The 21,012-nt window shown below is 63.2% G+C and carries 18 protein-coding genes; 10 read left to right on the top strand and 8 right to left on the bottom strand.

The window, feature by feature from the left end:
• Window positions 1–53 precede the first annotated feature (53 nt).
• The gene (locus ACR0MM_RS18350; RefSeq protein WP_480697821.1) at window positions 54–575 is read left to right on the top strand and encodes a glutathione peroxidase; all 522 of its coding nucleotides are present in this window, start codon (window positions 54–56) and stop codon (window positions 573–575) included.
• Here the strand turns inward: ACR0MM_RS18350 and ACR0MM_RS18345 are convergent.
• Entirely contained in the window at window positions 551–1,438 is an 888-nt protein-coding gene (locus tag ACR0MM_RS18345; protein WP_480697819.1) for a DMT family transporter, read from the bottom strand. The two genes, ACR0MM_RS18350 and ACR0MM_RS18345, sit on opposite strands and share 25 nt — an antisense overlap.
• A gap of 184 nt (window positions 1,439–1,622) precedes the next feature.
• Here ACR0MM_RS18345 and ACR0MM_RS18340 point away from each other — a divergent pair, with 184 nt between their 5' ends.
• Window positions 1,623–2,819, top strand: a complete 1,197-nt coding sequence (locus tag ACR0MM_RS18340; protein WP_170365941.1) for a BCCT family transporter — start codon at window positions 1,623–1,625, stop codon at window positions 2,817–2,819.
• An 86-nt stretch (window positions 2,820–2,905) separates the two neighbouring features.
• Here the strand turns inward: ACR0MM_RS18340 and ACR0MM_RS18335 are convergent, their stop codons facing one another.
• The 3 genes from ACR0MM_RS18335 to ade form a co-directional block, all read right to left on the bottom strand.
• Window positions 2,906–3,193 carry an HU family DNA-binding protein gene (locus ACR0MM_RS18335; RefSeq protein WP_170340577.1) on the bottom strand — a complete coding sequence of 96 codons (288 nt, stop codon included), beginning with the start codon at window positions 3,191–3,193 and terminating at the stop codon, window positions 2,906–2,908.
• A gap of 130 nt (window positions 3,194–3,323) precedes the next feature.
• Complete coding sequence (locus tag ACR0MM_RS18330; protein WP_480697817.1) at window positions 3,324–4,787, bottom strand: AMP nucleosidase; 1,464 nt, start codon at window positions 4,785–4,787, stop codon at window positions 3,324–3,326.
• Window positions 4,784–6,586, bottom strand: a complete 1,803-nt coding sequence (gene ade, locus ACR0MM_RS18325; protein WP_480697815.1) for an adenine deaminase — start codon at window positions 6,584–6,586, stop codon at window positions 4,784–4,786. Before ade ends, ACR0MM_RS18330 begins: the two co-directional genes overlap by 4 nt.
• Before the next feature lie 127 nt (window positions 6,587–6,713).
• Here ade and ACR0MM_RS18320 point away from each other — a divergent pair, with 127 nt between their 5' ends.
• Entirely contained in the window at window positions 6,714–7,139 is a 426-nt protein-coding gene (locus ACR0MM_RS18320; protein ID WP_480697854.1) for a VOC family protein, read from the top strand.
• A 2-nt stretch (window positions 7,140–7,141) separates the two neighbouring features.
• On the opposite strand, the gene ACR0MM_RS18315 is transcribed toward ACR0MM_RS18320, so the two are convergent.
• The gene (locus ACR0MM_RS18315; protein ID WP_480697813.1) at window positions 7,142–8,026 is read right to left on the bottom strand and encodes a LysR substrate-binding domain-containing protein; all 885 of its coding nucleotides are present in this window, start codon (window positions 8,024–8,026) and stop codon (window positions 7,142–7,144) included.
• Between the two features lie 115 nt (window positions 8,027–8,141).
• On the opposite strand from ACR0MM_RS18315, the gene ACR0MM_RS18310 reads away from it, so the two are divergent.
• Complete coding sequence (locus ACR0MM_RS18310) at window positions 8,142–8,897, top strand: class II aldolase and adducin N-terminal domain-containing protein (RefSeq protein ID WP_170596620.1); 756 nt, start codon at window positions 8,142–8,144, stop codon at window positions 8,895–8,897.
• 11 nt (window positions 8,898–8,908) lie between these two features.
• On the top strand, window positions 8,909–9,898 hold the full coding sequence (locus ACR0MM_RS18305) for a sterol desaturase family protein (RefSeq protein WP_170360985.1): 990 nt from the start codon (window positions 8,909–8,911) through the stop codon (window positions 9,896–9,898).
• On the opposite strand, the gene ACR0MM_RS18300 is transcribed toward ACR0MM_RS18305, so the two are convergent.
• Window positions 9,895–10,842, bottom strand: coding sequence for a GlxA family transcriptional regulator (locus ACR0MM_RS18300; protein ID WP_480697811.1), 948 nt, complete (start codon window positions 10,840–10,842; stop codon window positions 9,895–9,897). The genes ACR0MM_RS18305 and ACR0MM_RS18300 overlap by 4 nt on opposite strands.
• 78 nt (window positions 10,843–10,920) lie before the next feature.
• Between ACR0MM_RS18300 and ACR0MM_RS18295 the strand changes: the two genes are divergently transcribed.
• From ACR0MM_RS18295 to ACR0MM_RS18285, 3 genes are read left to right on the top strand one after another with little or no spacing between them, the layout of a single operon-like run.
• The gene (locus ACR0MM_RS18295; RefSeq protein WP_480697809.1) at window positions 10,921–12,081 is read left to right on the top strand and encodes an acyl-CoA dehydrogenase family protein; all 1,161 of its coding nucleotides are present in this window, start codon (window positions 10,921–10,923) and stop codon (window positions 12,079–12,081) included.
• A gap of 2 nt (window positions 12,082–12,083) precedes the next feature.
• On the top strand, window positions 12,084–14,147 hold the full coding sequence (locus tag ACR0MM_RS18290; RefSeq protein ID WP_480697807.1) for an acetate--CoA ligase family protein: 2,064 nt from the start codon (window positions 12,084–12,086) through the stop codon (window positions 14,145–14,147).
• Window positions 14,144–14,923: a carnitinyl-CoA dehydratase gene (locus ACR0MM_RS18285; RefSeq protein WP_480697805.1), complete on the top strand. Its 780-nt coding sequence runs from the start codon at window positions 14,144–14,146 to the stop codon at window positions 14,921–14,923. Before ACR0MM_RS18290 ends, ACR0MM_RS18285 begins: the two co-directional genes overlap by 4 nt.
• Before the next feature lie 6 nt (window positions 14,924–14,929).
• On the opposite strand, the gene ACR0MM_RS18280 is transcribed toward ACR0MM_RS18285, so the two are convergent.
• Window positions 14,930–15,565 (bottom strand): class I SAM-dependent DNA methyltransferase, encoded by a 636-nt coding sequence (locus ACR0MM_RS18280; RefSeq protein ID WP_480697803.1) that lies wholly within the window; start codon window positions 15,563–15,565, stop codon window positions 14,930–14,932.
• Between the two features lie 87 nt (window positions 15,566–15,652).
• Here ACR0MM_RS18280 and ACR0MM_RS18275 point away from each other — a divergent pair, with 87 nt between their 5' ends.
• Window positions 15,653–16,513: an SDR family oxidoreductase gene (locus tag ACR0MM_RS18275; protein WP_480697801.1), complete on the top strand. Its 861-nt coding sequence runs from the start codon at window positions 15,653–15,655 to the stop codon at window positions 16,511–16,513.
• Here the strand turns inward: ACR0MM_RS18275 and ACR0MM_RS18270 are convergent, their stop codons facing one another.
• Window positions 16,514–18,133 (bottom strand): GMC family oxidoreductase, encoded by a 1,620-nt coding sequence (locus tag ACR0MM_RS18270; RefSeq protein WP_480697799.1) that lies wholly within the window; start codon window positions 18,131–18,133, stop codon window positions 16,514–16,516.
• 304 nt (window positions 18,134–18,437) lie between these two features.
• On the opposite strand from ACR0MM_RS18270, the gene katG reads away from it, so the two are divergent.
• A complete protein-coding gene (gene katG / locus ACR0MM_RS18265) occupies window positions 18,438–20,645 on the top strand; it encodes a catalase/peroxidase HPI (protein WP_480697797.1) in 2,208 nt (735 codons plus the stop codon).
• Window positions 20,646–21,012 lie beyond the last annotated feature (367 nt).

The raw sequence follows: 21,012 nt of genomic DNA, 5'->3' as shown, positions 1-21,012 counted from the left end.
GGTGATCTGCCGCCGTGCTTCGAGCGTATCAATATCAAAGAGGAGGTCACGCCATGTTCAGAATGTTGCTGTTGTCTGCCCTGTTGTTGATCGGTCGAACGGTGCAGGCCGCGCCCGTGTCCGGAGAGTTCCCTTCGATCGATGGCGGCACGCTGTCGCTGTCGGACTGGCGCGGCCAGCCGGTTCTGGTGGTCAACACGGCCTCGCAATGCGGGTTTACCGGACAGTATTCCGGGCTGCAAAAGCTGCAGGACACCTATGGACGCGAAGGTTTGGTGGTTCTGGCAGTCCCGTCGGATTCCTTCAACCAGGAACTGGAAACCGCCAGCGAGGTCAAGGAGTTCTGCGAGTTGAACTATGACCTGACCCTGCCCATGACCGACATCACCCCCGTGACCGGTCCGCAGGCCCACCCGTTCTACAGGGCGGTCGCGGCCGAAACCGGGTTTGTGCCGGGCTGGAATTTCAACAAGATTCTGCTGAGCCCCGAAGGCGAGGTCGTCGCGACCTTTGGGCCGACGACGCGGCCGGACTCCCGCAAGCTGCGCCGTCAGGTCGAGGCCCTGCTGCGCTGAACCGGCTGGCGTGACAACTGCACAGCCAGAATGCCCAGCGTGGTGACCGCAACGCCGACGGCATCCATTGCGCCCAACCGTTCACCCAGCAGAATCGCGGCGATCGTGACCCCGAACACCGGGTTGAGGAAATGGAAGGTCGCCGCGCGGATCGGTCCGATCCGGTTGAGCAGCAGGAACCAGATCAACGTGGCCAGCAGGCCGGGGAACAGGGTCGTGTAGGTGAAGGCCAGCGCCAGCGGCCAGGTTGGACGGACATAGATCGTCTCGAACAACGGGGCGGCGACAAACAGAACCGCCGAGCCGACGAACATCTGCAAACCGACGACCATCATGAAATTCCCGCCCGAGGTCGCCCCGCGCACGGCCAGCGTGGCGAAGGTCAGCGCCAGCGCGCCCAGCCCGCAGAGGGCAACGCCAAACAGGTCGATCCCTGCGCTGATCCGGCTGCTCATGATCAGGGCCACGCCAGCGAACCCGGCCAGCAGACCCAGAACACCCAGCGGACGCAACCGTTCCTCGAACAGCAGCCAACCGGCCAGCGCCACCAAGAGTGGCATGGTCGAGGCGATGATCGCCGCTACCGAGGCTTCGACTGTTTGCATCGCATAGAAATTCAGACCCAAATAAAGGGCATTCTGGCAGATTCCGAACAGGATGGTCGCATGCCATTGCGACCGCGTCAGGTGCCAGCTCTGGCCCATGGCCCGGGCGATTGCGACACCCAGGATGCCGGAAATCAGGAAGCGAACCGCCAGTGAAAACAGCGGCGAGGCATCCGCGACGATGATCCGCGCCGATGTAAAGGCCGACGACCAGATGAAGGCAAAGGCCAGCCCCATGGCGATGGCGCGCAGATCCATGACCGCTCCTGTTTGAATGTGCGGCGACTGTTTCCGATTTTCTCTCGGGCCACAAGCGCCCGAGCGTCAAAAAAGACACATGGTGCGGGCAAGTTTTCCCTGGGTGCCGGTTTTATTGATTGACTGGCCAATTAAAGATATCCGCTCGGTGATCTGACATCTAAAGGGAGGTTTGTCGGTGCTATTGGAATACATCCTGTCATTCGGGGTCCTGCTTGCTCTTGGGCTGGTAGCGTTCTTCGTCGTGAAATGGTGGAACCTGCGGTGCGTGGGCGTGACACCTGTACATCTGTTCACTTTCATCGCGATCCTGTTCACATCCGGCCTGGATGTCGGGCTGATCATGTTCCCGCTCACCGAATTCGGAGGCTATGCCGAAGATCCGGCCTATGCGTTCGCAAACCCGCTGGCGGTTGAGTTCGGGTTCTGGGGTTTCCTGATCTGGGCCTTCTATTTCCTGACGGCCTTCTATTTCTGCGTCATCGAGCCCCGAGTGCAGTTCTTTGAGATCCCGGTGGTCAAGCTGATCAACAATGTGGTGATCATCGGGACCTGCGCTTTCACCGCAAGCCTGTTCCTGATCTACCTGCCCGGATACCTGCCCGAAGTTGGTGATGGCGAGTCCGTGGTGACCACGTTTTACATCATCGTATTTGTCGTCATTCTGGCCGCGGCCTATTCCTCGACTGACCTGAAATACGTGCGGATTCTTTCTGTCGGCTCGACGTTTCTGTTTCTGGCGCTGATCCTTGGCATGTGGGCCGCGGCCGGTATGGGCGTTGCGGGTTTCGTGGAAACCAGCAGCAATATCGGGGCGTATTTCGCCAATATCCACAAGTTCATACTGCCTCTGACCGACTATCACGCCTTCTACCTGTTCTGGTGGTTTGCCTGGTCGATCATGATCGGTCAGTTCACCTCGCGCTTTGTCGGAGGGCTGACCACCTGGCAATTGCTGGCGGCGCTGCTGATCTTTCCGTCGATCCCCTTGGCGATCTGGTTCAGCGTGCTTTACTACTATCACCTGAACGGCATCAGCACCGCAGGCATCACCAACATCGCGATGGTGATCGTCGGCGTGACCTTCGTGATTAACTCACTGGACTCGCTGATCAGGCTCTATACCGACAACCTGAACATGACGGTCGAACGCTTTGGCAAGACGGCCTATGTTGCCGGAAACGTGGTGCTTCTGTTTGTGCTGACGCTTCTGTTCCAGAGCCAGTGGCTGCAGATTCAGTGGATCGGCGCCGTGGTGGTTGGCCTCTACCTCGCCTGCGTGGTCTATGTCCTGATCGTCAAGCGCACAGAGGTGATGAGCATCGACTCGATGCCCGAAGATCGGGATCTGGATTTCCACAAGGTCGAGACTGTTCACTGACCTCGGCCCGCCGGACCCGGTAAACAAATACCAAAGAAAAAGGGCCGCGAAATCGCGGCCCTTGATCGTTTTCCCTAAGGCGCGGATCAGCTGTTGACGCTGTCCTTCAGGGCCTTGGCGATGGTCATCTTCACAACCTTGTCGGCTTCTTTGGTGAAGGTCTCACCAGTGGCCGGGTTGCGAACCTGACGCTCGGGGCGCTCGCGGCAGTAGATCTTGCCGACGCCCGGCAGGGTCACAGCGCCTCCGGCCGAAACTTCGCGGGTGATCAGGCCAGTGATCGCCTCCAGCGCCGCGTTCGCGGATTTCTTGTCGGTTCCCATTTCCTCAGCGAGAGCAGCAACCAGCTGAGTCTTCGTCATAGGCTTTGCCATTTCTTGGTCTCCTTAACGTGCCCGATCTATTGGGCCTCACCGCGTAACTGTAACGGGATATTGTGGGCGAACACAACGAATAGTAGCACCGAAACCCCAAAAAATATGGGGATTTCGTTGCTTTTTTGCGTCAGAGGAAGGCCGTTTCGTCGAACGAGCGCAATTTCCGGCTGTGCAAACGTTCCAGCGGCATGCCTCGCAGGTGTTCCATCGCGCGGATTCCGATCGCCAGATGGCGGCTGACCTGGGTTGTATAGAACTCGGACGCCATGCCGGGCAACTTCAATTCTCCATGCAGGGGCTTGTCGGACACGCACAGCAAAGTGCCGTAGGGCACACGGAACCGATAGCCGTTTGCGGCGATCGTGGCGCTTTCCATGTCCAGCGCGATGGCGCGCGACTGGCTCAGCCGTTGCACCGGGCCGGATTGGTCGCGCAGTTCCCAGTTGCGGTTGTCGACCGAAGCCACCGTGCCGGTGCGCATGATCCGCTTCAGCTCATAGCCTTCCAGCTCGGTCACTTCGGCTACGGCGCGTTCCAGCGCGACCTGAACTTCGGCCAGCGGCGGGATCGGCACCCAGACGGGCAGATCGTCATCCAGCACCTTGTCTTCGCGCAGATAGGCATGGGCCAGCACGAAATCCCCCAAGGCCTGCGTGTTGCGCAGCCCCGCACAGTGGCCGACCATCAGCCAGGCATGTGGGCGCAGCACCGCGATGTGGTCGGTGGCGGTCTTAGCGTTCGACGGCCCGACGCCGATATTGACCAGCGTGATCCCCGACCCGTCGGCGCGTTTCAGGTGATAGGTCGGCATCTGCGGCAGTTTCAGCGGCTGTTCCAGCGGCGCGTCGGGGTCGGTGATCTCGACATTCCCGGTCCAGACGAAACTGGTATAGCCGCTGTTCGGGTCGGCCAGTTGCGCGCGGGCGTAGTTCTCGAATTCCGACACATAGAACTGGTAGTTGGTGAACAGAACGTGGTTCTGGAAATGGTCCGGGTCGGTGGCGGTGTAGTGGGCCAGCCGGGCCAGCGAATAGTCGATGCGCTGGGCGGTGAACAAGGCCAGTGGGCCAACGCCATCCTGCGGTTCGTGCACACCATTGACGATGTCGTCATTGGTGGTGGTCAGATCGGGCACGTCGAACACGTCGCGCAGCGTGAACCCCGCCGCACCCTGATGCGGCACCACCAGATCGGGGTTGCCGGCCACGGCGAAATGCACCGGCATCGGCGTGGTCGAGGGGCCGATGGTCACCGGCTGGTTGTGGTTCTTGATCAGCAGCGCGATCTGCTGCGTGAGGTAGGACCGGAACAGATCCGGCCGCGTCACCGTGGTGGCATGAACCCCCGGCTCGGACACGTGACCAAAGCTCAGACGGCTGTCCACATGCGCGTAGGACGCCGTACGGATACGAATTTCCGGGTAATAGGCTCTGTAACGGACCTTGGGCGTGCCGCCTTCCATGGCCTCGGCAAAGCTGTCGCACAGAAAGGTGGTGGCCTCGTTGTACAGCTCTTCCAGCCGGGCAACGGCCGCAACGGCATCGGTGAAAATCTCGGGGTCCCGTGGGTCGGGCGTTGTTATTTTTGTCATGCGAGGGGTTCCAGAAGGTCAATTTTTTCGAATGTGCGGACATCCACCAGTCCCAGGTCGGATATCCGCAGTTCGGGGATGACGACAAGGGCCAGCAGCGAGTGCTGCATGTAGGCGTTGTTCAACTGACAGCCGCAGGCCTGCATCGCCTCGACCATCTTCTGCGCCTTGGCCGCGACGTCGGAGGCCGGGCTGTCGGACATCAGGCCCGCAATGGGCAGTTCGACCAGCGCCAGTTCTTCGCCATCTCGGAAGATGGTGATGCCGCCGCCCACTTCGGCCAGACGATTGGCGGCCAGCGCCATCTGCTCGCGGTCGGTGCCGACCACGATCATGTGGTGGCTGTCATGCGCCACGGTCGAGGCCATGGCCATCCGGCCCTGATAGCCAAAGCCCGACACGAATGCGTTGGTGACGCCGCCCGTGGCCCGGTGCCGTTCGACCAGCGCGATCTGGCAGACGTCACCTTCGCCTTCGACCAGCCCGCCGATGATGGGCAGCTCGGCCTTCAGCGCCTGGGTGGGGGCCTGGTTCTCGACCACGCCAATCACGTTGGCGCGGACGCGGTTGGCGCCGTTGGGGGCGGGGATCTCGAAATCTGCGGCGGTCAGGGCATGGCCCAGATGCACCGTGTTGCGCGCCCGGTCTGGCCAGTCGTAATGCGGGCAATCCACCGTGATCGCGCCGTTTTCGGCCACCACCTGCCCGCGCGCGATGACCATCTCGATCGGCAAGTCGGTCAGGTCCGAGGTCAGGATCACGTCCGCCCGGCGGCCCGGCGTGATCGAGCCGATCTCGCGCTCAAGCCCGAAATGGGTGGCGGTGTTGATCGTGGCCATCTGCAACGCGATCAACGGGTCGCAGCCACAGGCGATGGCATGGCGCACGACGCGGTTCATGTGACCCTCGTTCACCAGCGTGCCTGAGTGGCAGTCATCGGTGCACAGGATGAAGTTGCGCGGGTCCAGCCCCTTTTCGGTGACGGCGGTGATCTGGCTTTCCACGTCATACCAGGCCGAGCCCAGCCGCATCATCGACCGCATCCCCTGCCGCACGCGGGCAATGGCGTCGGCCTCGCAGGTGCCTTCGTGGTCATCCGCCGGGCCGCCGGCGACATAGGCTGCAAAATCAGGCCCTAAATCAGGGGATGCATAGTGTCCGCCCACCGTCTTTCCCGCGCGCTGGGTGGCGGCGATTTCGGCCAGCATCTTGGGATCGGAGTTGATCACACCGGGAAAGTTCATCATCTCGCCCAGCCCGATGATGCCGGGCCAGGTCATCGCCTCGGCCACGTCTTCGGCGGTGATCTCGTAGCCCGTGGTTTCCAGCCCGGGCGCCGAGGGCGCGCAGGACGGCATCTGAGTGAAGATGTTGACCGGCTGCATCAGCGCCTCGTCATGCATCATCCGCACGCCGTCCAACCCCAGGACATTGGCGATTTCATGCGGGTCGGTGAACATCGACGTGGTGCCATGCGGGATCACCGCGCGGGCGAACTCGGCCGGGGTCAGCATGCCGGATTCGATGTGCATATGCGCGTCGCACAGGCCGGGGATCATGTAGCGGCCCTTGGCCTCGATGATCTGTGTGTCGGGCCCGATGCAGTGGCTGGCGTCGGGGCCGACATAGGCCACGCGTCCGGCGGCGATGGCGATGGAGTGATCGGGCAGCGCCTCGCGGCTGTGCACGTTGATCCAGATCCCGCCGCGAATGACCATGTCGGCGGCTTCGCGGCCAGCGGCAACGGCGATCAGGCGGGGGGCGACGTCGGGCCAAGAGGGGAAGGGTGCGTATTCCATGGCACAACTTTCCCGAATGCATCGGAAGGTGCAACCCCTGCTTTGCCACCTTCATGAAACCGTCATCCGACCGGGCGCGGGGCAGCAAATGCTTGATCCGCGCCGCGATGCGGGGTCTGGTAGGGACATGGATTACGAAACCATCGATGCCGACAGTTTCGGCCGCAGCCTGCGGGGGATCGGGCTGAACCTGCTGGTGCGCGACATTCCAGCGGAATGCGCTTTCTTAGAGACTGTTTTTGGCTTGAAGTCCCATCAGGTGACGGCGGATTTTGCCATCGTCACTTATGGCGATCAGGTGTTTCAGTTGCATTCGGACGGCACCTATCATTCCAACCCGCTGCTGGGGCTGGTTCCCGAAACGCCCCCACGCGGTGGCGGGATCGAGATTCACCTGTACGACACCGACCCGGACGAGGCGGCGGAGCGCGCCAGGTCCGCAGGCGCGGTCGTGCTGCAGGAGCCGACCGACAAGCCCCATGGCCTGCGCGAGACCTATATCCTGTGCGAGAACGGCTATGCCTGGGTCGCCAGCCGCCCCAAAGACGGCTGAAGTCAGGCGCGGTGTTGCTCGGCCGCGATTTCCGCCCTGATCCATTCGGCAAAGGCCACGGCACCCGGGGTCTCCTCGGCTTGGGGCGACAGCAGCAGGTAATAGGCTTCTGGCATCGGCGCGCGATGCTCGAACGGCGCGATCAGACGGCCTTCGTCCAGCAGGCGTTTTGCGATCGTGTCATGGGCCAGACCCAGCCCGCCGCCGGCCATCGCAACGGACAGGCCGACCATATAGGTCGTGGCATAGGCAATCGGCGGACTATCCCAGTTTAGACCCTGATCTTCGGCCCAGCTGGCCCAGTTCGACAGCAGATTCGAACAATCGTACAACGGCTGTTGTTGAAGGGTTTCCAGCGTCACCGGATAGTCTGGGGCGCAGACGGGGTAGTAGTGATCGCTGCGCAAAAGCTCGGTGCGGACCGTGTCGGCCGGGCGCAGGGAATAGCGGATCTCGACCGCCGCGCCTTCGGCCATCTCGCGCGGCTCCCACAACTCGGTGAAGATGTTCAGGTGGACATCGGGGTGCAGCGCACGGAACGCGGGCAGGCGGGGGGCCAGCCAGTTCACCGAAAAGGTGATGTTGCACTGCACCTGTACGGTATTTTCCTGCTGCCCGGTTACGGCCTGGGTGCCGCGCACCAGCGTCCGGAACGCTTCGCGTACCACGGGCAGATAGGTGATTCCGGCCTCGGTCAGTTCCAATGCGCGGGGGCGCCGGTGAAACAGGGGCTGGCCCAGATAGCCCTCGAGCGATTTGATCTGCTGGCTGACGGCGCTTTGCGTCATGTTCAGATCGCGCGCCGCGCCGGTGAACGACAGGTGGCGGGCGGCGGCCTCGAAGGTGCGCAGCCAGCCAAGCGGGGGAAGGGGAGTCCGGGGTTTCATAATCCAATCATAAGTTCAGCTAATGCCAAAACGCCAATTTTTTCGTTGGTCAATTGCGCCCCGGCCCGGCACGGTTTTCACCAGCCACCTGTCCAAGCCGAATGGAGCCCCCCGGATGAGCGTTACCAGTCTGAAACCGAATATCGACCACTGGCAGGAGCGCGTGGACATGGCCGCCGCTTTCCGCTGGATCGAGCGGTTGAACATGCATGAAGGGGTGGCCAACCATTTCAGCCTTGCCGTGAACGAGGATGGCACGCAGTTCCTGATGAACCCGAACCAGATGCATTTCGCGCGCATCCGCGCCTCGGACCTTCTGCTGCTGGATGCCAACGATCCCGACACGATGAACAAGCCCGGAGCACCGGACCCGACCGCATGGGGTCTGCATGGATCGATTCACCGGAGATGCCCGCATGCGCGTTGCGTGATGCATGTGCATTCGATTTTTGCCACCGTCCTGGCCTCCTTGGCCGACAGCAACCTGCCGCCGATCGACCAGAACACCGCAACCTTTTTCAACCGCTATGTCATTGATGACGAATTCGGCGGTTTGGCCTTTGAAAGCGAGGGTGAGCGTTGCGCGACAATGCTGCAAGACCCGAAAAAGAAGGTCATGATCATGGGCAACCACGGTGTGCTGGTGATTGGCAACAATGCAGCGGATGCCTTTAACAGACTCTATTATTTCGAGCGCGCCGCCGAGACCTATGTACGCGCCCTTCAGACGGGCCGGCCGTTGCGGGTGCTTTCGGACGAGATCGCCGAAAAGACCGCGCAGGAGCTGGATGACTACCCGGGGCAGGCCGAGGCGCATCTGCGCGAAATAAAGGCCGTTCTGGATGCGGAAGGCTCGGACTACGCCACCTAGAGGGTTTTGTCATGACCGATGCCCCGCATGATCCCGAAGCCGCCCGCTGGCACTATCGGCCGTCTGACCCTGTTGCGTTGAACCCTTTGTTCAGTTGGCCACCGCGCCCGATCGCCGTTTTGAAATGGTATTCCGGGGCGTGGCTGCCGATCACAGCGCTGACCCTTTGCATGGGGCTTGCCGTGATTGCTTATGTGCTGTTCCTGCCGCCGCTCGAGGCGATGCAAAGCTTTGCGCCCGGCTGGATGTTCCGCGTCTGGCTGCTGAACATGGTGCCTCAGATCCTTGTTGCGGGTGGGCTGCATTGGTGGCTCTACATGCGCAAGGGGCAGGGTATGTACAAAAAGTTCGATCGCCGCGACCTGACCCGCGACAACGGAACCTTCACCTTCCGCAATCAGGTCTGGGACAACATCTGGTGGACCCTGGGCAGCGCCATGACGGTGACAACCGTCTATCAATGGGGTATCTACTGGGCGATGGCCAACGGGTATGCGCCAACGGTCACTTGGGCCAGCGCGCCGGTCTGGTGCGTGGTCTGGATGCTGTTCATTCCGATGTGGTCGGGTCTGCATTTCTATTGGGTGCACCGGCTGGAGCATCACCCGAAACTGTACAAGCATGTGCACGCCGTTCACCACCGCAACGTCAATGTTGGGCCGTGGTCGGGCATCTCGAACCACTGGTACGAGAATCTGCTGTATTTCACGACCTATTTCATCCACCTGATCGTGCCCTCAAACCCGTTGCATCTGCTGTTTCATGTCTATTTCCAGCAGATCAGCCCGGTCCTGTCCCATTCGGGGTTCGAAAAGCTGAAAGCAGGGGACACGGATGCCGCACGGGCAGGCGATTTCTTTCACCAGCTGCACCACCGGTATTTCGAGTGCAACTACGGCACGTCCGAGATCCCGTTCGACAAGTGGTTCGGCACCTACCACGACGGGTCGGCCGAGGCGACGACGCGGACGCGGGCCTACAAGAAACAGATGTATACCTAGCGGGCCCGGCTGCGCAGGGCACGCGGACTGAGACCGAACTCGGCCCGAAAGGCGCGGGTCAGCGCGCTGGGGTCTTCATAGCCCGCGCGCAGAGCGATTTCGGCGATACTCAGGTCGGTTTCCGCGGCCAGCTTGCGCGCAAGGTTCAGACGCATCCGACGATAGACCTTAGCCGGCCCGGCCCCCAAGTCCGCCCGCATCCGGGATTCCAGTGCTTTTTGCGACCGTCCCACGCGCCGGGCGATCTCGGGGATCGGCAGAGGGGTCTCGAGATTTTCCTGCATCAGTGCCAGCGCCTTGTTGACATGCGAACTGGCCGAGCCTGCGCCGCCGGAATGTGACCGGGCGGAGTCGCGCGTCATGAACAGCTGCGCGACTTCCAGTGCCAGCGCCTGACCGTGATCCTGCCCGATCAGGTGCATCACCAGATCAAAGGCGGCCATGGCGCCCGAGCAGGTGATGCGGTCACCGTCGATGACATAGCGCTCGCGGCAGGTCTCGACTTCGGGGAATCGCTCGGTGAACGCGGTCAGTTCCTCCCAATGGATCGTGGCGCGGTGGCCGTTCAGCAATCCGGCCTGGGCCAGCAACCAACTGCCGGTGTCCAGCCCGGCGAGGGTGCGAAAGCGCCGCGTCGCCGCACGCAACCCCGCCTGGGTGCGCCAACCACCATGTGCTTGAAACCCGTAGGAGGGCATCACCAGCAGCATATCCCCATCCGCATCTGTAAGCGCCGCATGGGGTGCCACCTGCAACCCTGAGGACGACGTGACCGGCCTCGGATCCAGTGACAGGAATTGCCAGTCATACAGTCGCTGCCCCGACAGCGTGTTGGCCGCGCGCAGCGGCTCGACCGCATTGGCCAGGCAATGGTTCGAGAACCCGTCGAACAGAAGTACCCCGAATCGCTGCGGTGCGGCGGGTGATTTGGTCCATCTCTGCATGATTGAAGTCTAGTTCTGCATTATTGCGACCTCAAGCCGCGTCAGGATTATCGCACGCCCAGAAACCGGAGACCCGCGATGCAATATGGCCTGACCGACGAGCAGGAGATGATCGTCTCGACTGTCCGCAGCTTTGTGGAGAATGAGATCTATCCCCACGAAGAGCTGGTCGAGCGCTCCGGCGATGTACCGAAAGAGATCGCCGACGAGATCAAGCGCAAGACGATCGAACTCGGCTTCTACGCCTGCAACTTTCCCGAAAGCGTCGGCTGCGCGGGGCTGAACCATCTGGAATTCGCGCTGGTCGAACGCGAGTTGGGGCGCGGCTCGATGGCACTGAACCATTTCTTCGGGCGGCCGCAGAACATCCTGATGGCCTGTCAGGGGGATCAGATCGAACGCTATCTGATGCCCGCCGTGTGCGGCGAAAAGATGGACGCGCTGGCGATGACCGAACCGGGCGCGGGTTCGGACGTGCGGGGCATGAAATGCTCGGCCGTGCGCGATGGCGGCGATTGGGTCGTGAACGGCACCAAGCATTTCATCTCGGGCGCGGAACATGCCGATTTCATCATCGTCTTCATCGCCACGGGCGAGGATCAGACGCCGAAAGGTCCCAAGAAGCGCATCACCGCCTTTCTGGTCGATCGCGGCACGCCGGGCTTCACCATCCGCGACGGCTACAAATCGGTCAGTCATCGCGGTTACAAGAACATGGTGCTGGATTTCGACGACTGCCGCCTGCCCGACGCGCAGGTGCTGGGCGAGGTCGATGGCGGGTTCGAGGTGATGAACACCTGGCTGTATGCCACCCGCATCACCGTGGCGGCCATGTGCGTGGGCCGCGCCCGCCGGGCCTTCGACTATGCGCTGGACTATGCCGCCACCCGCGAACAGTTTGGCCAGAAGATCGGCAAGTTTCAGGGCGTCAGCTTTCAGATCGCCGACATGATCACCGAGATCGACGCCGCCGACCTGCTGACCCTGGCCGCCGCCGACCGGCTGGACAAGGGCCTGCCCGCCAACCGCGAGATCGCCTCGGCCAAGCTCTATGCCTCGGAAATGCTGGCGCGGGTGACCGATGCGGCCATCCAGGTGCATGGCGGGATGGGGCTGATGGATGACTATCCGCTGGAACGTTTCTGGCGCGATGCCCGGGTCGAGCGGATCTGGGACGGCACCAGCGAGATCCAGCGCCACATCATCAGCCGCGACCTGCTGCGCGCGTTGGGGGCGTGAACATGACGCCGGGCCTGAGCGGCGCGGCGGGTGCGCTCGCGCCGGGAAAGCTCGCCGCGCTGAGGCGGATGCTGGGGTTCCATTCGCTGGCGGTGATCGGTGGGGGCGCATGGTGCGCCGAGGTCATCCGGCAGGTGCGGAAACTGGGCTTCACCGGCCCGGTCTGGCCGGTGCATCCCAAGGCCGACGAGGTGGCGGGCGAGCGCGTCTTTGCCACGATCGAAGACCTGCCCCAAGCGCCCGACGCGGCCTTTGTCGGCATCAATCGCCGCGCCACCATCGAGGCGGTCGAGGTTCTGTCCCGCATCGGCGCGGGCGGGGCGGTGTGTTTCGCCTCGGGCTTTACCGAGGCGCAGGCCGAGGACGCCGATGGGGCCGACTTGCAGGCGCAACTGGTCGCTGCGGCGGGGGCCATGCCGATCCTCGGTCCCAACTGTTACGGCTTCGTCAACGGGTTGGACCGGGTGGCGATCTGGCCCGACCAGCACGGGATGCGCCCGGTGGACCGGGGCGTCGCGATCCTGACGCAAAGCTCGAACATCGCCATCAACATGACCATGCAGCGCCGGGCGCTGCCACTGGCCTTCATGCTGACCTGCGGGAATCAGGCGCAGACCCATCAGGCCGAGATCGCCATGGCGCTGCTGGAGGATGACCGGATCACCGCCATCGGCGTGCATGTCGAAGGCTTTGGCGACCTGCGCAAGTGGGAGGCGCTGGCCGCCAAGGCGCATGACCGTGGCGTGCCGATCGTGGCGCTCAAGGTGGGGCGGTCGGAACACGCGCAGGCAGCGACCATTTCGCACACGGCATCGCTGGCGGGGGACGATGCCGGGGCGCAGGCGTTTCTGGACCGGCTGGGAATCGCGCGGCTGGGGGACGTGCCCGAGTTTCTGGAAACACTGAAGCTGTTGCATGTCACCGGGCCGCTGGACGGGACCGGAGTGGCGACGATCAGCTGTTCCGGTGGCGAGGCCAGCTTGGCCGCCGACATGGCCGAAGGATCCGGCCTGCACTTTCCGCCGCTGACCGCGGATCAGGTTTCGGGCCTGCGCGCGGCGCTGGGGCCGATGGTAGCGCTGGCCAATCCGCTGGACTACCACACCTATGTCTGGCGCGACGCTGACGCGATGGCACGGGCGTGGTCGGCGATGACGGGGCCGCATGTGGCGATGACGATCTCGATCGTTGACTACCCTCACACCGATGCCGCCGATTGGGACTGCGCCACCCGTGCGGCGTTGACCTGCGCAAGCGATACCGGTCGTCCCTTTGCCGTGGCCGCGACCTTGCCGGAACTGATGCCCGAGGACGTAGCCGAGCGGTTGATGGCGGGCGGTGTCGTGCCCTTTGCCGGGCTGCGTGAGGCGCTGGCGGCGACACGCGCTGCGGCCCGCCCGCATCCCCAACCGCAGGAGCCGGTTCTGCTGCCCGCCGCCAATGCGGCCACAACCGCTCTGACCGAGGCCCAGGCCAAGGCCGAACTGGCCGCTTGCGGCGTGCCGATTCCCCGCTCGGTCGTCGCGCGGGCGGATCGGGCGGAAAAGGCGGTGGACGGTCTGAGCGGGTCCTTTGCGGTCAAGGGTGTTGGCCTTGCGCACAAATCCGAACATGGCGCGGTGCGGCTGGGCATTTCTGCACAAGATCTGCCCGAGGTCGCGAGATCAATCGGCACCGATGAGGTTCTGATCGAGGAAATGGCCCCGGCCGGGATTGTCGAGCTGTTGATCGGCGTCACCCGCGACCCGGCGCATGGCTATGTGCTGACCCTTGGGGCGGGTGGGGTTCTGACCGAGATCCTGCGCGACTCGACCTCGATCCTGATCCCGTCCACGCCGTCTGCGGTCCGCGACGCGCTGGGCAAGCTGGCCTGTGCGCCCGTGTTGAGCGGATATCGGGGCAAGCCCGGCGTGGATATCGAGGCGGTCGTGCGGGTGGTCATGGCGGTGCAGAACTACGTCATTGCCAACGCGGCGGTCGTGGACGAAGTTGAAATCAACCCTCTCATCTGCACCGCGACGGGCGCGGTGGCGGTCGATGCCCTGATCCGAAAGGCAAGCTCATGAACCCAGTGAAGACCAAGCGCGACGGCGCCATTCTGCAAGTCACCCTCGACCGGCCCCAGGCGAATGCCATCGATTTGGCGACCAGCCGTGTAATGGGCGAAGTGTTCCGCGACTTTCGCGATGATCCCGACCTGCGCGTGGCGATCCTGACAGGGGGCGGCGAGAAGTTCTTCTGCCCAGGCTGGGACCTGAAGGCCGCGGCCGAGGGCGATGCGGTGGACGGCGATTACGGGGTCGGCGGTTTCGGTGGCCTGCAGGAGCTGCGCGACATGAACAAGCCGGTGATTGCCGCCGTGAACGGCATCGCCTGCGGCGGCGGGCTGGAACTGGCCCTGAGCGCCGACATGATCGTTGCCGCCGATCACGCCACCTTTGCCCTGCCGGAAATACGCTCGGGCACGGTGGCGGACGCGGCCAGCGTCAAGCTGCCCAAGCGCATTCCCTATCACATTGCGATGGAACTGCTGCTGACCGGCCGCTGGTTCGACGCCGAAGAGGCGCTCCGCTGGGGCTTGGTGAATGAGATCGTCCCGGCTGACCAGTTGATGGACCGGGCATGGGAGCTGGCGCGCCTGCTGGCAAGCGGCCCGCCGCTGGTCTATGCCGCGATCAAGGAGATCGTGCGCGAGGCCGAAGATTCCAAGTTCCAGGACATCATGAACCGCATCACCAAACGCCAGCTGTGCACGGTCGATGTGCTCTATGGCTCCGAGGACAATCTGGAAGGGGCTCGTGCCTTTGCCGAGAAGCGTGACCCGGTCTGGAAGGGCCGCTGAGTCGGATCAGGATTTCTCGAACAGGGCGATCAGCGCGGTGTCGTCCTTGTTGGGGCCGGCGGCCAGATCGCCGTAGATGCGAACCGGGGTCAGGGTCAGATGTTCGATCCGGCCCTCGGCCTGCAGATTGTCCAAGGCGGTTGCAAATCCCAGCGCCTCGAAGTGATTGGCGTTGATCGACAGGGCGAATTGCGCCCCGGGCCGGGCCACCCGCAGCAGGGCCGGCAGAACCTCGGGGCCCAGATGGCCGTGGGTGAAGGTACCCGACGACACGATGCCCGAATAACTGTCGCGCGGAACGGGGATGCCCTCGTTCAGGTCGGCCTCGATCGCGTCGCGGTAGATGTCCTTGCGCATCGCCTTGTCCAGCATCTCGGCACTGATGTCGGTGGCATCGATCGGCCCCACACCCAGATCGGCCAGAACCGCGCCGCACAGGCCGGTTCCCGCGCCCACATCCAGCACCGGACCCTGTCCCCCGGCGCCGACAAAAGCGCGGGCGGTGTGAATATGCAGCTGGTAATCCTCGCGCGCGGCGAATCCGCGATCGTAATCTCCGGCCCATTCGGCATAGAGCCGTTTGTTGTCTGCCGGAGTTTTCAGCGCATAGGCCGCGTGCAGGCTGGGTTTGTCATCACTCATGACACCATGAAGGCGCAGGCGGGGATTCGAATCAAGTGCGGCCATCCGGCGCTTGCATCCCGCCCGCGGCGCGATCATCAAGGGGCCATGACTGGAACGCTTTTTTCATTCGGGCACGGCTATACCGCCCGCGCCCTGTCGCGCCGGCTGGCCCCCAAGGGTTGGCGCATCGTCGGAACCACCCGCGATGCCGCCGAGAAGGACGCCATCCGCGCCGCCGGAGCCGAACCGCTGGTCTGGCCGGGCGAGGCCCCCGATCTGGACGGGGTCACGCATCTGCTGATTTCGACCGCGCCCACGGCCAAGGGTGATCCGGTTCTGGCCGCCCTGCGGGATGAGATTACCGCCCGCGCCGGGCAGTTCGACTGGGTCGGGTACCTGTCGACCACCGCCGTCTATGGCGACCACCAAGGTGGCTGGGTCGATGAAACCACGCCGGCGACCCCGACGGCCGAGCGCGGGCGCTGGCGCTTGCAGGCCGAGCAGGACTGGGCCGCGATCCCCGGCCTGCCGCTGCACATCTTTCGCCTTGCGGGCATCTACGGGCCGGGGCGGGGGCCGTTTTCCAAGCTGAAGAAAGGCGGGCTGCGGCGGATCATCAAGCCGGGGCAGGTATTTTCACGCATTCATGTCGAGGACATCGCGCAGGTGCTCGAGGCGTCGATGCGCCGTCCCGATCCGGGCGCGATCTACAATGTCTGCGATGATGAACCGGTACCGCCGCAAGACGTGATCGGCTATGCCGCGCAACTTCAGGGCCTGCCGCTGCCGCCTGCGGTGGATTTCGACACGGCCGACCTGACGCCGATGGCCCGCAGTTTCTACAACGAGAATAAGCGCGTTCGGAACGACCGGATCAAGACCGATCTGGGCGTGACGTTGAAATATCCCAACTACCGCGTGGGCCTTGAGGCGCTGCACGCGGATCAGACGTTGAACGGCGACTGATCAGACCACATCCGCCAGGATCATGTCGGCGGCCTTTTCCGCGATCAAGATCGTGGGGGCGTTGGTGTTGCCCGAGACCAGCGTCGGCATGACCGAGGCATCGACCACCCGCAGCTTCTGCAGCCCACGCACGCGCAGCTGCGGATCGACCACTGCCAAATCGTCCACCCCCATCTTGCAGGTGCCCACGGGGTGATAGATCGTATCGGCCCGCGCGCGGATATGGCCTTCCCAATCCGGGTCGGTCCGGGCGGTGTCGGTGCCGAACATTTCCTTGTGGCGGTATTTGGCGAGGGCCGGTGCCTCGAGGATTTCGCGCGTCATCCGCGCGCCCTTGATCATCGTGTCCAGATCGCGCGGGTCGGACAGAAAGGCCGGGTCGATCGCCGGGGCGGCAAAGGGGTCGGCGCTGTGCAGCGAAACGGTGCCGCGGCTTTCGGGGCGCAGTTTGCAGATATGGCAGCTGAACCCGTAGCCCAGGTGCAGTTTGCGCGCGTGGTCATCTACCAGCGCGATGGTGAAATGCAGTTGGATGTCGGGGCGGTCCAGATCGGGAGAGGTCTTCAGAAAGGCCGCGCCTTCCGCAAAGGGGGTGGCCGCCATCGACACACCGGTCTTGCGCCACCGCAAAAGGTGTTTGACCAGCCCCACCGTACCGGCGGCGCCGATGCCGAAATTGTCTGTGTCCTTTGTCTTGTAGGCCAGGATGAAATCCAGGTGATCTTGCAGGTTCTTGCCCACGCCCGGCAGCGCGTGGCGGACGGCGATTCCATGCGGGCTCAGGTCCTCGGGGTCGCCGATGCCCGACAGCTGCAGCAGTTGCGGCGATTTCAGCGCGCCCGAGCAGACCAGAACCTCGCGCGTGGCGGTGACGGTGAGATCGGCGCCTTTGCCGCCCTGGCGATAAATCACGCCCGTGGCGCGGTGGCCGTCAAAGGTGATCTCGCGCGCCTGCGCCCCGGTGATGACCGTCAGGTTGGGCCGGTCCATGACTGGAAACAGATAGGCTGCGGCGGCCGAGCACCGCTCGCCGTTTTTGGCGGGGTCATGGAACTGGGTGACCTGGTACAGCCCCGCGCCTTCGTTGTCGCCACGATTGAAATCGTCGGTCACCTTGTGTTGCAACTGGGCGGCGGCCTCGACGAAGGCGCGCGTGATCGGGCGTTCTTCTTTCTGGTCGGACACCTGAAGCGGGCCGTCGGCGCCATGCAGGTCATCCGCGCCGCGTTCGTTGTTCTCGGACCGTTTGAAATAGGGCAGAACGCTGTCCCAGTCCCAGCCCTCGCAGCCCAGATCGGCCCAGCCGTCATAATCCTGCCGCTGCCCGCGCACATAGAGCATTGCGTTGATCGCGCTGGACCCGCCCAGGGCCCGGCCACGCGGCTGATAGCCCGTTCGCCCGTTCAACCCCGGTTGCGGCACCGTTTCAAAGGCCCAGTTGTTGATCTTGGGTCGCCCCGGCAGCATGGCAACCACAGCGGCAGGCATCCGCACCAGAATGCTGTTGCCGCCCCCGCCCGCCTCGAGCAGGCAGACCCGCGTGCCCGGATTGGCGCTCAGACGGTTGGCCAGCACGCATCCCGCGGACCCTCCGCCGACGATGACGTAGTCGAATTGCATGGCGATCCTCCCCTGTGGCCCGCGCGGTGTCGCGCGTCACGGCCCGCAGTTTGAAGCACCGGCGGCAAAACGCAATCGGGGCGGCGGGGAACGCCGCGTCATGTGAATGGGGATCGGTTTGAAAGATCATGGCAGAGCCATAATCAATAGCTATCAAATCAATCCGAAAACAAAATTTTTTCTCATGACTGTGATTTGCTATGACTCGGTGTATTCAAGCGGACTGCGGTCCGCCCCTTTTTCACGTGCAAAACGCACGGTTGCCTCGCAAACAGACAGACACCAGCCAGGATCGGAGATTGAGATGGACGGAAGCGACAACCCCAACACGGGCAAATGCCCCATCATGCACGGCGCCGGAACCCGATCGAACCGGGACTGGTGGCCCAACCAGCTGAACCTGGCGATCCTGCACCAGCATCAGCCGGCCGGGAATCCGCTGGGGGCCGATTTCAACTATGCCGACGCGTTCAAGAAGATCGACTATGACGCGTTGAAACAGGACTTGTATGACCTGATGACGGATTCGCAGGATTGGTGGCCGGCGGATTACGGCCATTATGGCGGTCTGTTCATCCGCATGGCCTGGCACAGCGCCGGCACCTACCGGACGGCTGACGGGCGGGGCGGCGCCTCGACCGGGAACCAGCGGTTCGCGCCGCTCAACAGCTGGCCGGACAACGGCAACCTCGACAAGGCCCGTCGTCTGCTGTGGCCGATCAAGCAGAAATACGGCAACCAGATTTCGTGGGCCGACCTGATGATTCTGGCCGGCAACTGCGCCATTGAATCGATGGGCGGCAAGACCTTCGGCTTTGCCGGCGGCCGGGAAGATATCTGGGCGCCCGAGGAGGACATCTATTGGGGTGCCGAGACCGAATGGTTGGCCCCGACCGAAAACCCGCACAGCCGCTACTCGGGCGAGCGCGATCTGGAAGATCCGCTGGCCGCCGTTCAGATGGGCCTGATCTACGTGAACCCCGAAGGCCCGGACGGAGAGCCGGACGTGCTGGCCTCGGGCCGTGACATTCGCGACACCTTTGCCCGGATGGCAATGAACGATGAAGAGACGGTTGCACTGGTTGCCGGTGGCCACACATTCGGCAAGGCGCATGGTGCAGGGGACCCGGCGCTGGTCGGCCCCGAACCCGAGGCCGCGCCGATCGAAGAGATGGGCTTTGGCTGGATCAACAAGTTCGGCACAGGCAAGGGTGACGACACCACGACCAGCGGAATCGAGGGCGCCTGGACAGCGAACCCGATCAAGTGGGACAATGGCTATTTCGACCTTCTGTTTGGATATGACTGGAACCTGACCAAAAGCCCTGCCGGAGCGTGGATCTGGGAGCCGGTCGGCGTCAAGGAAGAGGACATGGCACCAGCTGCGCATGACCCGTCGAAAAAGGTCAAGACGATGATGACCACCGCCGACATGGCGATGCGCATGGATCCGATCTATGGGCCGATCTCGAAGCGGTTCCACGAAAACCCCGACGAGTTCGCCGACGCCTTCGCGCGCGCGTGGTTCAAGCTGACACATCGCGATATGGGGCCAAAGGCGAGCTACATCGGCCCCGAGGCGCCGGCCGAAGAGCTCATCTGGCAGGACAACGTGCCGGCGGTGGACCATGATCTGATCGATGCCGCGGACGTGGCCGACCTAAAAGCCCGGCTGCTGGCTTGTGGCCTGTCGGTGTCGGAACTGGTCGCGACGGCATGGGCATCGGCTTCGACCTTCCGCGGCTCGGACAAGCGCGGTGGCGCCAACGGTGCCCGCATCCGGCTAGCGCCCCAGAAGGACTGGGACGTCAACGAGCCCGAGAAACTGTCCAAGGCGCTGGATGCTCTGGCGGCGGTGCAAGCCGAGTTCAATGCCGCGCAGTCCGGCAACAAGAAGGTATCGCTTGCGGATGTAATCGTGCTGGGCGGCGTTGCGGCGATCGAAAAGGCCGCCGAGGCTGCCGGGCATGACATCAATGTTCCGTTTGTGCCCGGCCGTACGGATGCCACGCAGGACCAGACCGATGCCGAATCCTTCGCCCCGCTTGAACCGATCGCGGATGGGTTCCGGAATTACCAGCGCAAGGAGTACAGCGTGTCTCCTGAAGAGTTGCTGGTGGACAAGGCGCAATTGTTGACCCTGTCGGCACCCGAGATGACCGTCCTGGTCGGCGGTATGCGCGTTCTGGGTGCGAATTTCGGTGGTACGGCGCATGGCGTCCTGACAGACCGAGTCGGGGTTCTGAGCAATGACTTCTTTGTCAATCTGCTGGACATGGGCACCGAATGGAAGCCGGCGGCAGACGCCAATGGAGTGTATGAAGGCCGGGATCGGGCTTCGGGTGAGGTGAAGTGGACCGGAACCCGGGTGGACCTGGTATTCGGTTCCAACTCACAACTCCGGGCTCTGGCCGAGGTTTACGGCCAGAAAGATGCCGACGCCAAATTCGTTGGTGACTTCGTGTCGGCGTGGACCAAGGTGATGAACGCGGACCGCTTCGACCTGACTTGAGGGCGGAACAGCTCCCACGATCAGCGCCGCCACGGGAAACCGTGGCGGCGTTTTTCGTGTCCGAGTCCTGGTCTGGCGAAGACGCGCGGCGACGATTCCATCCGCACCGCGTAGAGGGACCCTGAAAAATGGACGGCGCATACCGCAAAAATGGGGAATACCGTGGGAATTGTTAATCTAACCTATTGTTTTTATTAACACCGGAAAGATTCCGCCGAGAATTGCGAAGTTTTTTCAAAATGGGGGTTGCAGGTCCCGGACCTAATCCGTAAATACCCCTTCACCGGCGCTGCTGAGGCGGTGTTGGTTGGTCGGAGTGACGGCCTGACGGACTGGAAAGACGGTTGAGACGCCTGGGAGAGACCGG

Source organism: Ruegeria sp. BC6, from assembly GCF_056539185.1.
Note: the sequence above shows the minus strand (reverse complement) of the source record. Positions and strands in the feature narration are given on the sequence as shown.